11 protein-coding genes, 2 tRNA genes and 3 rRNA genes are annotated in these 13,133 nt (G+C 36.9%); 6 read left to right on the top strand and 10 right to left on the bottom strand.

The genetic code is table 11. The features are described 5' to 3' along the window. Window positions 1–4: 4 nt before the first annotated feature. The 4 genes from C4F50_RS25075 to C4F50_RS25060 form a co-directional block, all read right to left on the bottom strand. Window positions 5–871, bottom strand: coding sequence for a FecR family protein (locus tag C4F50_RS25075; protein WP_228012141.1), 867 nt, complete (start codon window positions 869–871; stop codon window positions 5–7). Next, window positions 856–1,065 carry a hypothetical protein gene (locus C4F50_RS25070; protein ID WP_194141376.1) on the bottom strand — a complete coding sequence of 70 codons (210 nt, stop codon included), beginning with the start codon at window positions 1,063–1,065 and terminating at the stop codon, window positions 856–858. The genes C4F50_RS25075 and C4F50_RS25070 overlap by 16 nt, the downstream gene beginning before the upstream one ends. Window positions 1,066–1,111: 46 nt before the next feature. Further along, on the bottom strand, window positions 1,112–1,633 hold the full coding sequence (locus C4F50_RS25065; protein WP_194141375.1) for an RNA polymerase sigma factor: 522 nt from the start codon (window positions 1,631–1,633) through the stop codon (window positions 1,112–1,114). Window positions 1,634–1,878: 245 nt separating this feature from the next. Beyond that, window positions 1,879–2,775 carry a carbohydrate kinase family protein gene (locus tag C4F50_RS25060; RefSeq protein ID WP_194141374.1) on the bottom strand — a complete coding sequence of 299 codons (897 nt, stop codon included), beginning with the start codon at window positions 2,773–2,775 and terminating at the stop codon, window positions 1,879–1,881. Between the two features lie 222 nt (window positions 2,776–2,997). On the opposite strand from C4F50_RS25060, the gene C4F50_RS25055 reads away from it, so the two are divergent. The 4 genes from C4F50_RS25055 (at window position 2,998) to C4F50_RS25040 (ending at window position 5,872) form a co-directional block, all read left to right on the top strand. Continuing rightward, on the top strand, window positions 2,998–3,609 hold the full coding sequence (locus C4F50_RS25055) for an isochorismatase family protein (protein ID WP_194141373.1): 612 nt from the start codon (window positions 2,998–3,000) through the stop codon (window positions 3,607–3,609). Between the two features lie 104 nt (window positions 3,610–3,713). Beyond that, the gene (locus tag C4F50_RS25050; protein WP_194141372.1) at window positions 3,714–4,253 is read left to right on the top strand and encodes a hydrolase; all 540 of its coding nucleotides are present in this window, start codon (window positions 3,714–3,716) and stop codon (window positions 4,251–4,253) included. A gap of 7 nt (window positions 4,254–4,260) precedes the next feature. Continuing rightward, on the top strand, window positions 4,261–5,031 hold the full coding sequence (locus C4F50_RS25045) for an alpha/beta hydrolase (protein ID WP_194141371.1): 771 nt from the start codon (window positions 4,261–4,263) through the stop codon (window positions 5,029–5,031). Between the two features lie 298 nt (window positions 5,032–5,329). Further along, the gene (locus C4F50_RS25040) at window positions 5,330–5,872 is read left to right on the top strand and encodes an NAD(P)-binding domain-containing protein (RefSeq protein WP_194141370.1); all 543 of its coding nucleotides are present in this window, start codon (window positions 5,330–5,332) and stop codon (window positions 5,870–5,872) included. A 98-nt stretch (window positions 5,873–5,970) separates the two neighbouring features. Here C4F50_RS25040 and C4F50_RS25035 read toward each other — a convergent pair whose 3' ends face one another. Beyond that, the gene (locus C4F50_RS25035; RefSeq protein WP_194141369.1) at window positions 5,971–6,330 is read right to left on the bottom strand and encodes a hypothetical protein; all 360 of its coding nucleotides are present in this window, start codon (window positions 6,328–6,330) and stop codon (window positions 5,971–5,973) included. Window positions 6,331–6,502: 172 nt separating this feature from the next. On the opposite strand from C4F50_RS25035, the gene C4F50_RS25030 reads away from it, so the two are divergent. Both C4F50_RS25030 and C4F50_RS25025 read left to right on the top strand, forming a co-directional pair. Beyond that, window positions 6,503–7,309: an AraC family transcriptional regulator gene (locus tag C4F50_RS25030; protein ID WP_194141368.1), complete on the top strand. Its 807-nt coding sequence runs from the start codon at window positions 6,503–6,505 to the stop codon at window positions 7,307–7,309. A gap of 80 nt (window positions 7,310–7,389) precedes the next feature. After that, complete coding sequence (locus C4F50_RS25025; protein WP_194141367.1) at window positions 7,390–9,042, top strand: serine hydrolase domain-containing protein; 1,653 nt, start codon at window positions 7,390–7,392, stop codon at window positions 9,040–9,042. Between the two features lie 296 nt (window positions 9,043–9,338). Here C4F50_RS25025 and rrf read toward each other — a convergent pair. From rrf to C4F50_RS25000, 5 genes are all read right to left on the bottom strand, one after another. Beyond that, window positions 9,339–9,448: ribosomal RNA gene (rrf, locus tag C4F50_RS25020) — 5S ribosomal RNA — on the bottom strand. Between the two features lie 154 nt (window positions 9,449–9,602). Beyond that, window positions 9,603–12,483, bottom strand: a 23S ribosomal RNA gene (locus tag C4F50_RS25015). 137 nt (window positions 12,484–12,620) lie between these two features. Further along, window positions 12,621–12,694 (bottom strand) — tRNA-Ala (locus C4F50_RS25010). A gap of 158 nt (window positions 12,695–12,852) precedes the next feature. Continuing rightward, window positions 12,853–12,926: transfer RNA gene (locus C4F50_RS25005), tRNA-Ile, on the bottom strand. Between the two features lie 125 nt (window positions 12,927–13,051). Then, a 16S ribosomal RNA gene (locus C4F50_RS25000) occupies window positions 13,052–13,133 on the bottom strand; the annotation flags it as partial.

Genomic DNA, 13,133 nt, shown 5'->3' with positions numbered 1-13,133 from the left:
TTTTCTACTGAAAAGCAATTTCTTTTAATTCTTCATTTATTTCAAAGTTTAGATTATACATTTCAGCTATTAATTGGGTCAAATCTTTTAGATCTTCTTTTTTGTTTATTCTAATCGTAATTGGTTTACCAAGATATTCTTCCGGCATTGTTACTTTATAACCATAAGTTTTTTGAATATAAGCTGTTACAGCAGAAAGTTTATCATTATCAAAATCCGTAAATCGGTTAAAATCGGTAATCGCAGCTGTTTTTTCGCGATAGGTAAACTTATCACCAGGCTCAAGAACCCATTTTTTATCCTGATTTTTGATATTGATTTGAACGCTTCCTTCATAAAGTTCTACTATAGTTCCGTTTTGAGCCTGTTCTTTCACAATAAAAGAAGTTCCTAAAACAGTCGTTGTAATATCGTTACACAAAACCTGAAACGGATGTTTTTTATCTTTTTTTACTTTAAAATAAGCTTCACCTTCAATTTCAATTTTTCTGTTTACTGTAAAATTAGCGGCATAAGTAATTTTAGAATTGGCATTCAATTCTACTTTAGAACTATCTGGAAGTATAACCGTTTTTACAACCGATGTGGTATTCTCAACTACAGTAGAACCTAACAAAAGCTCATTTTGAAGCGAATTACTGTTGTAAAAGAAAACAGATCCTGCAACTCCAAACACCAAAACAGCGGCCGCAGCAAACTGCCAGACTTTAAATTTTGACTTTTTGGCAGCAAAAGCTTTTGATTGAAAAGTTTCCCACGAAGCTTCCTTTGCATTTTCAGAATGTAAAACAGGAGTTTCGTCCCAGATTTTCTTTAATTCTTCTTCTAATTTTTTCTCGTCCATTTCTTTCAGCCTTACATTATTTGACAATTAAACCCTTGTTTGGTAAAAACGCCGTAAACCATTTCTTTGATTTCTCTGTTGGTTTGAATTTTTAGAACATGATCAGTATGTTCCAAATCAAAATTCATGACGCAGTCGGATATAACAAATTGTAAAAGCTGTACCAAAATATCGGCATCTTCTAACTTTGTTACATCTGTTTTGTACGATTCAATATTCATTTCTGTGCTTCGTTTTTATATATAACAAACGAGATCACAAAAGTTCCTAATGGTTTTCGATTTTTTTTCTAATAAATTTACTAGCGAGATAAATATGATTGGCAATAGTCTTTTCAGAAAGATCTGTCATTGCTGCAATCTCCTTATAACTAAGGTTTTCTAGTTTATGAAGTGTGTATATTTTTTGCTGCTGTTCTGGAAGCAGATTGATGTAGGAATCAAATTTTTCTTTTCTTTCTTCAAAAATTCCTGTTTCAGAAACTTCTTCAGCAAGATCAATTCCTAATGGTTCCAGCGAAATGATCTTGTTTTCGCGATTAACATGATTGATAATAATGTTCTTGCAGATCGTAAACAATTGCTTGTCAAAAAGAACTTCTTCGTTGAGCAGTTCTCTTTTGGCATGAAGTCTTAAAAAAGTTTCCTGAACAAAGTCTTCTGGAGTAAGGACTTTAAAGTCAAATTTTCTGGCAATATGAATGAGTTTATCATAATAGTTTAAATACACCTCCTTAAAAGAAGCTTCATTTCCTTTCTTTAAACGTATTATTAATTTTCTATTCTCCATAAAGCAGATTGGATATTTCTCTTAAGGCAGATTTTCCAAATAGTGTAGTAACGCAGCTGTTTTCAATTTATTTCAAAGCATAAAAAAAAGCCTCGAAAAACAGTCTTCATTACCAATTTAAATATCGCTGCAAATAACTGCAATTTAATTGAAATCTTAAGCAATAATTTCTTTCAATTACAACCATAAAACAAAAAAACAGCCTTAAGGCTGTTTTTCAAAAATCAAGGTCAAATATTTCTTATTTATATGCTTATCAAATTGTGAATTCTTTCTTCAGAAATTTCAGGATTTGCACCTGGAGACGCCGCAACCAAAGCCCCTACTGCGCAGGCCAGATCAATTGCCTCCTGCGGTAATTTACCTGTTAGAAGTGACGTTATTAATGTTGCTAAAAAAGAATCTCCAGCTCCCACTGTATCAATCACTTTAACGGGGTAACCGTCATTGTTATATAGTTTGCCTTCCCATAATAAAACAGCTCCATCTCCGCCTTTTGTAACGCATATTCCTTTTACGTTTACAGTTTTTGCAATAAAGTCAATATTCTCTTCTAAAGTTTTAAATGGTGACTCTAAAGCCGCAGCAATTTCTGCTATCTCTTCATCATTAAACTTAATAAAATCAGCTTTATTCATTAAGTGTTTTAATATATCATAAGTATAATGCGGTTTTCGTAAATTGACATCAAATACTTTATAGACATCATTTTGTAATAAGGCTTCTAAAGCATTTCTAGAAACTTCGTCACGACAAACCAAACTACCAAAAATTAAGACGTCTGCTTCTTCTACTTTCTTTTTTGCCAGATCATTTAAAACGATTTTATCCCAAGCAGACGGATAATTAATATCATAACTTGCAGAACCCGTTTTATCTAAAGTTACCGTTACTAAGCCCGTTGGGAAAGTTTCTGATTTTACAATTGTATCAGTCTCTAATTTGAGGTTTTTTACATAATTTATAATGGCTTCCCCATCTTCATCATTTCCGACACAACTAATCATCGCAACATCGGCGCCTAAACTCTTCATTCGTAAAGCGACATTCAAAGGCGCTCCGCCAATCTTTTTTTCGTTCGTAAAAACATCCCAAAGCACTTCTCCGTACGCAACTGCCTTAAGTTTTTTTCCGTTGTTCATTCTAAATTTGTTTTATAATTAATGGTATTCCTTAAAATTATAAAATTTCAATTAAAAACAGGTACTAATCTCCAATCAAATTATTATTGAAATAAAGTAAATCCTTAATCAAATTCTCTAAATATAGCGAATAGCAAAATCCAAAACACTTCATTTTACTGGTTTTAAGCGCCTTATAATTTTAGGTACAATTATGGCATTCCAAACAAAAAAATAAAAATTGTGGAAGCACTTCAATACAATAAAACAGCACTCATCGTAATCGATCCTTTTAATGATTTTCTTTCAGAAGGCGGCAAGTTATGGGATACGGTCAAAGAAACGGTTATTGGAAATAATGTAGTTTCTAATTTGAAAAAAATACTAACCGAGTGCAGAAAAAAACAGCTGCAGATTATTTACGCTCCTCATAGAAAAACACAAAAAGGAGATTATTTGAACTGGAACTTTTTGTCGCCCTCTCACCTTGGGTCTTCTAATTTAAACCTTTTTGAGAACAACAGCTGGGGAGGAGAATTTCATCCTGAACTGCAGCCGCAGGAAGGCGATTTAATAGCTCAAAATCATTGGACTGCAAGCGGATTTGCAAATACAGATCTTGATTTTCTATTAAAACAACACGGAATAAACAAAATTGTTATCGCGGGTATGAGGGCCAATACGTGTGTCGATTCTACAGCAAGATATGGTGTAGAACTCGGCTATCATATAACCTTAATAAAAGATGCAATTGGAGCATTTAATTGGGAAGAAATTAAAGCAACTGTCGAAACAAATTTTCCGCATTATGGGCATCGTTTAGTTTCAACCCAAGAATTTATCAATAGTCTGTAATCTTTTTAAATAGAAACAAAAAAAAACACACAAAACACTGAAAACAAATATTTTAACTAACTTTATTTCATGAAAAAGTATTTAATCAATCCAAAATTAGAAAAATGCTGCAACTAGAAAATACCGGTTTGATTGTAATAGATGTGCAGGGCAAATTGGCACGTATTGTACATGAAAGCGAAAAACTGATTCAAAATCTGGAAAAACTGATTCGAGGATGTCAAATACTGTCTCTTCCGATTATTTGTGCTGAACAAAATCCTGCGGGACTCGGCTCAACGGTTCCTGAGCTTCAAAAACTATTTGCTAACCAAAAACCCATTGCAAAATTCTCTTTTAACGCTTTAGAAAATAATTTGTTTAAAGAAGCAATTATTCAGTCTAAAAGAAAACGGTGGATTGTCTGCGGCATCGAGTCACACATTTGCGTTTACCAAACCGTAATAGGGCTGCTGGATGCCAGTTTTGAAGTGGAAATCGCTGCAGATTGTATTTCTTCCCGTACAGAAGAAAATAAAATTCTGGCTTTAAATAAATTACAAAACAAAGGTGCTTCGATTACATCTGTCGAAATGTGCCTTTATGAATTGGTTAAAAACTCCAAAAACGAAAATTTTAAAGAAATCTTAAACCTAATTAAATAAAGTAATCATGGCAAAATCAAAAACTATTGTGCTCATACACGGAAATTTTGTAAACGAAAAAACTTGGGCCGATTGGAAACAGCATTATGAAAAAAAAGGATATCAGGTTTATGCTCCAGCGAATCCCGGCCACGACGGGAATCCAGCTGAATTGCGCGCCAAAGTACATCCCGAACTTACAGCAACTGGTTTTATTGACATTGTAAACAATATCAATACCTTACTAAATACATTACCCGAAAAACCCTTGATAATCGGGCATTCTATGGCCGGCATGGCGGTTTTAAAGTTAATAGAAATGGACAAAGCTATTGCTGGTGTCAGTATTGACGGTGCGCCGCCAAAGAATGTTTTTCCGCCTTTTCAGACGCTAAAAACAGTTATTCCCGCATTTGGATTCTTCTCTTCCAAAAAGTTCTTTATGGGAAGCCGAGACTGGTACGACTATGCTTTCTTTAATACAATTCCTGAAAATGAAAAACGAACAGCATTTGAAAAATTTGCCGTGCCAGAAAGTTATAAAGTGAGCCGTGAATTGGTTTTAAATTCGTTTTCGAACATTGATTTTAAAAAACCGCATGCCCCAATTTTATTTATTGGAGGCGGCAGCGACCATATCTTTCCACCTGCTCTCACAAAAACAATTGCTGGAAAATACAAAGATGCAGGGAGTCAGGTTTCGCTCAAAATTTTTGAAGGAAAAAGTCACTTTATCTGCGGTGAACCAGGCTGGGAAACTGTTGCAGACTATATTGTAGATTGGTATGAGTCTTTGTAGTTTTAAATTTTGAACTTAATTTATCTTTTAATGATTTCAAACTACTCAAAATAGTTGGAGTTAAATAAAATTCTTAATAATTTTTGGAACCCCTTATTATGTAACGAAAAGAATTCTTAAGGGGTTCTTTTTCGCTTTCTTGCTGCAATTTAAACTATTACTGTAAAAATGGATTTAGAAAACCCCTAAAAAATAAACAATCTTAATTTAAAACAATTTAAAATTATTTCCCCTATCCTGCGTTTTAGACTTTATATCCATACTTTTAGCAAAAAAACAATAGGATTTCTACAATTTAATGAATAAAAAAAATACCATTGGAATTATTGGTGTTGGCTCTTTTACTTTAGATTTCGCACAAAGAAGTGCAGATTTTGGATACAAAGTTTCGATCAGCTCCATAGATTGCAATTACACAATTAAAAATGCTGCAGAAAAAATTGGCGGCAGCGTAACCATTTCAACCATACAAGAAACAGCTGCTTTAAGTGATATTATTATCCTTTTTGTGCCAAAAGAAAAATTAACAACCATTATTAATCAACTGCCCGATCTTTCTAATAAAATAATTATCCATCATAATTATCTGATATCCAGCAAGACTATTACAAAAGATTTTTACAAAAACACTGTCGCACAAACTTTAACATCACTTTTCCCTAACGCTGCGGTTGTTAAAGTTTACAGTCTCCTGGAAGCATCTCGAAATAATTTAAATATGAAAAATGAAGCAAAGATTTTATACTATGCTTCAAACAATCTTCAAGCAGACGAGAAGGTAAAAAACCTGCTTTCAGACCTAAATTTTACTCTTTTGAATCTTGCTGAACTGATTGAATAACTATTTTAAACAGGATCTATTTTTAAAGTATTTAAAAATTCCGAATGGTTAAATTGATTTTTCTAAACGATGCTTAAAACCTCGTAATAGAATAATAATTAATTTAGCCGTTCAGAACTTTTTATTCGTAAACATTTTTCCGTTCCCAGATAAAGCGGATTTCCATGTTTTTCTGACCAAAATCCCTCCAAAACGTCTTTGCTTAAGCATTTGTAAACCGCAACTCCCTTGTAGGTTTTACGATCATCTCCTTTATAACTAAAATTAATTACCAAAATATTGTCTTTAAAAAAACCGTGTCCTTTTTGTTTTTGACTGTCATTAATAAGCCAATCTGCAACTATTCGATTATTATGGTCCAACTTTAAACTCAAAGTCCCATTGTACGTCATTTCATCACTTTCATCCTGATTGCTCCCCATTATTTTATATTCCCCCGGTAAATCTTGCAATATCATTTAATTCTTTTTAAAATAGCATTATAAATTTTCTAATAGCTCGTAAAATTAGTAATTTTAAAAATGAAGAGTACTTTTTCTAAAGCATCCGTTTATTTATATTTTATATTCCTATACAAAAATTCACTACATTACATTCTCAAAAAACACCTCAATAATTGTTTTAAGTAAAATGAAACAGCTAAAAACAGGACAATTTTTTGGACAGACCAATAGGTATATTCAATTGGGCGGTCTTACTATTACAGATACCGAATATACTCATGATACAGTGGACTGGCATTATCATGAAAAACCTTATTTTACCTTTATACTCGAAGGAAAAGTTTTAGAAGGTAATAAAAATGAAATTTATCAATGTACACCAGGATCTCTTCTCTTCCATAATTGGGATGATGCCCATTATAATATAAAACCTCCCGGATATACTCGTGGTTTCCATATCGAAATAGAACAAAATTGGCTGCAGCAGTTTGATCTTTCATTGGATACATTAAAAGGTAATATTGCTGTAGAAATTCCATATGTAAAAATGTTATTCTACAAACTTTTTACCGAAAGCAAAAGGAATGATGATTTTACAAATACAACAATTGATACTTTGCTAATAAATTCGCTTCAAAACATAAAATGTAATAATCAAAAAAACTACAATTCAGTTCCGAAATGGATTAAGACTATAAAAGAAATTCTTCACGAAAATAAAGCTGGCGATTTATCGCTCATACAATTGTCAGAGCTTTTAGACATACATCCTGTTCATCTTTCCAGATATTTTCCAAAATATTTTGGCGCCACTTTAGGAGAATACAATCGTAAACTTAAAGTCGAAAAATCGCTTTCTTTATTATTTCATAAAAACAAATCAATAGCAGAAATTGCTTATGAAACCAATTTTTCCGATCAAAGTCATTACATAAGATGCTTTAAAGAGCAAATGGGAAAAACGCCTTTGCAATATCGAAAATCACTTTTATAAAAGTATGATGTTAATTTCATTCTATTTATAAAGCACTGTATTACATATATTTGTACATACCAAACTAAAAAATAATCAGAATGAAAACAAATTTATACTTTATATACTGCTTTTTCATCCTATGCTTCACTGCTAAATCTCAAAATGTTTTACAGCCAGACGTAATAACAAATTCTTTACAGGCCGCCAATATCGCAAAGATTGTATTTCTACGAAACGCTATACCACTTGAACAGCTAAAAGAAAGTGATTTTTTGGAAACCTTTCCAATTAAAAAAGAAAGCAATCTCTATATTCGTATTTTCATGGGGAATTCATTAACCAACTATCTCCACCAACTAAACACCAGTCTATCTGCGGAAGAATTAATTAAAAATGGAAATTTTCAGTTTACCTTCTACGTTGATAATAAACTCCTTTATACTGAAAATTTAAATCTAGGAGCGGGAACTCCACAAATCAAAAATAAATCGACTACTATTCAGCTTCCTTTTTTCAGTACTTTACAGGAAGAATCTTGGGGCCGTTTTTTATGGAGCCGCTTTTATTACGGGAATGGCGGTGAAGATGCATTATTTATTGGTACGCATGTTCTAAAAATTGAGATTAGACCTTATCTAAAAACCGATGGCAAAACAAAAACTGGAAGTATCATTGCGGAAGGAAGCCTTAAAATTGAAGCTGCAAAAATTGAGATAAATGAAAATCAAGTTTCTATCCAAAAAATAGCTCCTCAAAGCGAATGGAAAAATTCACAAAATGCATATGATACCATTGTTATTCGTGAATTGAATAAAAGAATAGAGGAAAAAAGATTTAAAAATATAACAAGTATCGCTGTTATAAAGAACGGAGAATTACTTCTCGAAGAATATTTTAACGGTGCAGATCGCAATACACTACACGATACCAGATCTGTCGGGAAATCGTTTGCCTCTACCATGATGGGAATAGCCATAAAAGAGGATTATATTAAAAATGAAAATGCATCCTTAAACCAGTTTTACGATTTAAAAAAATATAAAAATTATTCTATCGAAAAAGAACAAGTTACTCTAAAAAGTCTTTTGACAATGAGCTCTGCTTTTGACGGCTCTGATCAAAATGCTGATTCTCCCGGAAATGAAGAAAACATGTATCCAACAAGCGATTGGGTCAAATTTGGACTTGATCTTCCAATGGATTCTACAAAACAAATTGGAAAAAACTGGGATTACTTTACTGCGGGCGTCGTTATATTAGGAGATATAATACACAAACAAGTTCCAAACGGTTTGGAAGCTTATGCCGAAAAGAAATTATTTTCACCATTAGGAATCAAAAATTACAAATGGAAGTACACTCCGCAAAAAGTAGCCAATACAGCTGGAGGTTTAGGTTTACAAACATTAGACTTAGCTAAATACGGACAACTTTACCAAAACAAAGGAACGTGGAACGGAAAAAGAATACTGTCTAAAGATTGGATAGAGAAAAGCTTTACGAATTATTTCCCTCAAAACGAAAATCTCACAGGTTATGGATATTTGTTTTGGAAAGATATATTTACCGTAAATGAAAAAAAATACGAAGCTTTTGGCTGCAGCGGTAATGGAGGAAACAAAGTTTATGTTTTTAAAGATATTCCCTTAGTTATTGTAATAACAGCGACAGCTTATAATAAACCTTATGCTCATCCGCAGGTATTTAGAATGATGCAGGAATTTATTCTTCCCGCTGTAATTAAACCCTAACGTATCGAATAAAAAAAAAGTTTTACCACTTCAACAAACGCAACGTTAGCGTAGGCAAAGTTAGCAGACAATGCCAGCGCAGATTTGCAATCCGTGCCCGCAAAAGCGAGCTGGCTAGTAACTTAATTATTTAACGCAAAAAGAGCTTTTAGAAGCCAATTCAGAGGAGTAAGAAAGACAGAGTTCTTCTTTTTTCAGATTATCCCTGCTTTTAAGAATGATTCCAAACATGCGCCTGTTTTGCAAACCGTTTCAAAACAAAAAAACCTGTTTCAATAGAAACAGGGTTTTAAAAAGAAAGGCGACGACATACTCTCCCACATAACTGCAGTACCATCTGCGCAGGCGGGCTTAACTTCTCTGTTCGGGATGGGAAGAGGTGAGCCCCGCCGCAATAACCACCTTAAGAAGTTATAATTGCTTTGGGCAATCTGTTTTAATTAACAATTGATAATTGACAATTCATAATTAAAACCAATATCTTAACATACTGAGATAAAGAAATACAATAAATTTGGTTAGAAAGTTTCCTCCCGGGTCTTTGGACCCGGGAAAAGGGTGTACATAAGCTTACGGATTATTAGTACTACTCGACTATGACATTACTGCCTTTACATCTATAGCCTATCAACGTGGTCATCTTCCACGATCCTTAAAAGAAATCTCATCTTGTGGTGGGTTTCGCGCTTATATGCTTTCAGCGCTTATCCCTTCCCAACGTAGCTACTCTGCGGTGCCCCTGGCGGGACAACAGATACACCAGCGGTTAGTCCAATTCGGTCCTCTCGTACTAGAATCAGATCCACTCAAATTTCTAACGCCCGCAGTAGATAGAGACCGAACTGTCTCACGACGTTCTGAACCCAGCTCGCGTGCCACTTTAATGGGCGAACAGCCCAACCCTTGGGACCTTCTCCAGCCCCAGGATGTGACGAGCCGACATCGAGGTGCCAAACCCCCCCGTCGATATGAGCTCTTGGGGGAGATCAGCCTGTTATCCCCGGCGTACCTTTTATCCTTTGAGCGATGGCCCTTCCATGCGGAACCACCGGATCACTATGCTCTACTTTCGTACCTGATCGACCTGTATGTCTCTCAGTCAAGCTCCCTTATGCCATTGCACTCTACGCACGGTTACCAAGCGTACTGAGGGAACCTTTAGAAGCCTCCGTTACTCTTTTGGAGGCGACCACCCCAGTCAAACTACCCACCAAGCAATGTCCCCCACAATATGGGGTTAGGCCTCAGATAAACAAAGGGTTGTATTTCAACAATGACTCCACAACGCCTGGCGACGCCGCTTCATAGTCTCCAACCTATCCTACACATCATTTATCCAAGGTCAATACTAAGCTATAGTAAAGGTGCACAGGGTCTTTTCGTCCCACTGCGGGTAAACGGCATCTTCACCGTTACTACAATTTCACCGAGCTCATGGCTGAGACAGTGTCCAGATCGTTACACCATTCGTGCAGGTCGGAACTTACCCGACAAGGAATTTCGCTACCTTAGGACCGTTATAGTTACGGCCGCCGTTTACTGGGGCTTCAATTCAATGCTTCTCCGAAGATAACATCTCCTCTTAACCTTCCAGCACCGGGCAGGTGTCAGGCCCTATACTTCATCTTACGATTTTGCAGAGCCCTGTGTTTTTGATAAACAGTCGCCTGGACCTCTTCACTGCGGCCCCGATTGCTCGGGGCGACCTTTCTCCCGAAGTTACAGGTCTATTTTGCCTAATTCCTTAGCCATGAATCTCTCGAGCACCTTAGGATTCTCTCCTCAACTACCTGTGTCGGTTTACGGTACTGGTGCTTATTACCTGAAGTTTAGAGGTTTTTCTTGGAAGCCCTTAGGCGCACTATCTCTTTGTCCGAAGACTCCGAGTACTATCGTATTTCACCAAGCTCTACGGATTTGCCTGTAGAGCCTATAGTTAGGTACTTTAACGAACTATTCCGTCAGTTCGCGGCGCTTTCATCACTCCGTCACCCCATCACAGTAATAAGCAGTACGGGAATATTAACCCGTTGGCCATCGACTGTCCCTTTCGGGTTCGCCTTAGGTCCAGACTAACCCACAGCTGATTAGCATAGCTGTGGAAACCTTAGTTTTTCGGTGTGCGGGTTTCTCGCCCGCATTATCGTTACTTATGCCTACATTTTCTTTTCTGACCAGTCCAGCATCCCTTACGGAACACCTTCAGCCCTGTCAGAATGCTCCCCTACCACTTACAGTAAACTGTAAATCCATAGCTTCGGTAATATGTTTATGCCCGATTATTATCCATGCTCGTCCGCTCGACTAGTGAGCTGTTACGCACTCTTTAAATGAATGGCTGCTTCCAAGCCAACATCCTAGCTGTCTGGGCAGACAAACCTCGTTCTTTCAACTTAACATATATTTGGGGACCTTAGCTGATGGTCTGGGTTCTTTCCCTCTCGGACTTGGACCTTAGCACCCAAGCCCTCACTGTTATCAATCATTATACAGCATTCGGAGTTTGTCAGGAATTGGTAGGCGGTGAAGCCCCCGCATCCAATCAGTAGCTCTACCTCTGTATAACTAAAATAACGCTGCACCTAAATGCATTTCGGGGAGTACGAGCTATTTCCGAGTTTGATTGGCCTTTCACCCCTACCCACAGGTCATCCGAAGACTTTTCAACGTCAACCGGTTCGGTCCTCCACTGTGTGTTACCACAGCTTCAACCTGCCCATGGGTAGATCACACGGTTTCGCGTCTAACACTACTGACTAAAGCGCCCTATTCAGACTCGCTTTCGCTGCGGATCCATACCTGAAGTACTTATCCTTGCCAGCAGCGTTAACTCGTAGGCTCATTATGCAAAAGGCACGCCGTCACCCCACGAAAGGGCTCCGACCGCTTGTAAGCGTATGGTTTCAGGATCTATTTCACTCCGTTATTCACGGTTCTTTTCACCTTTCCCTCACGGTACTGGTTCACTATCGGTCTCTCAGGAGTATTTAGCCTTAGCGGATGGTCCCGCCAAATTCAGACAGGGTTTCACGTGCCCCGCCCTACTCAGGATACCACTATCTATTACACTTGTTGCCCATACGGGGCTTTCACCCTCTGCGGCGTCACTTTCCAGCAACTTCCGGTTCCTTGTGCATAAAATATCGTGGTCCTACAACCCCAGTCAGGCCGTAACAAGACTGGTTTGGGCTGTTCCGCGTTCGCTCGCCACTACTTACGGAATCACTTTTGTTTTCTTCTCCTCCGCCTACTTAGATGTTTCAGTTCAGCGGGTTTGCCCACCTATCGGTGTGTTATGTCTTCAACATAACGGGTTGCCCCATTCAGGTATCTGCGGATCAATCGGTGTGTGCCCGTCCCCGCAGCTTTTCGCAGCTTATCACGCCTTTCATCGCCTCTGAGAGCCTAGGCATCCCCCATACGCCCTTATTTTGCTTATTGTACCCAGTCATAAAATTAATTACGACCGTTTTTTTTTGTTCTTTACAATAAAATTGTAAAAAACGCTTTCTACTTTTATTATTTTCTTATCTCAATATGTCAATGAACTTTTATTTACTATGCTTATAGTAAACCAGTGGAGAATAACGGAGTCGAACCGTTGACCTCCTGCGTGCAAGGCAGGCGCTCTAGCCAGCTGAGCTAATCCCCCATTTTTAAATCTTAGATTTTAGAATTCAGATTTTAGATTACTGATTCTGATCTAATTTCCTTTGGTGAATCCCAGCTTCCAGAATTTCCTTTAAATCAAGCTTTTCAGTCTATTGTTTTAAATCTAAAATCTGAGATCTTAAATCTAAAGTCAAATAGTAGTCCCGGGCAGACTCGAACTGCCGACCCCTACATTATCAGTGTAGTACTCTAACCAGCTGAGCTACGAGACTCTGTTTTACTTAATTTTCATTTTTTTTCAAATTAACAGCAAGAGTAATACAGTCTTGGAATTCCAAAACATCAAATATCCATCTTATTTCCAAGGCGTGTCCGAAGACTAACACCAAGGCTCTAGAAAGGAGGTGTTCCAGCCGCACCTTCCGGTACGGCTACCTTGTTACGACTTAGCCCTAGTTACCAGTTTTACCCTAGGCAGC

Source organism: Flavobacterium hungaricum, from assembly GCF_015182285.1.
Taxonomy (GTDB): Bacteria; Bacteroidota; Bacteroidia; order Flavobacteriales; family Flavobacteriaceae; genus Flavobacterium; species Flavobacterium hungaricum.
The sequence above is the reverse complement of the archived record's forward strand: the minus strand, read 5'-3'. Positions and strand labels throughout refer to the sequence as shown.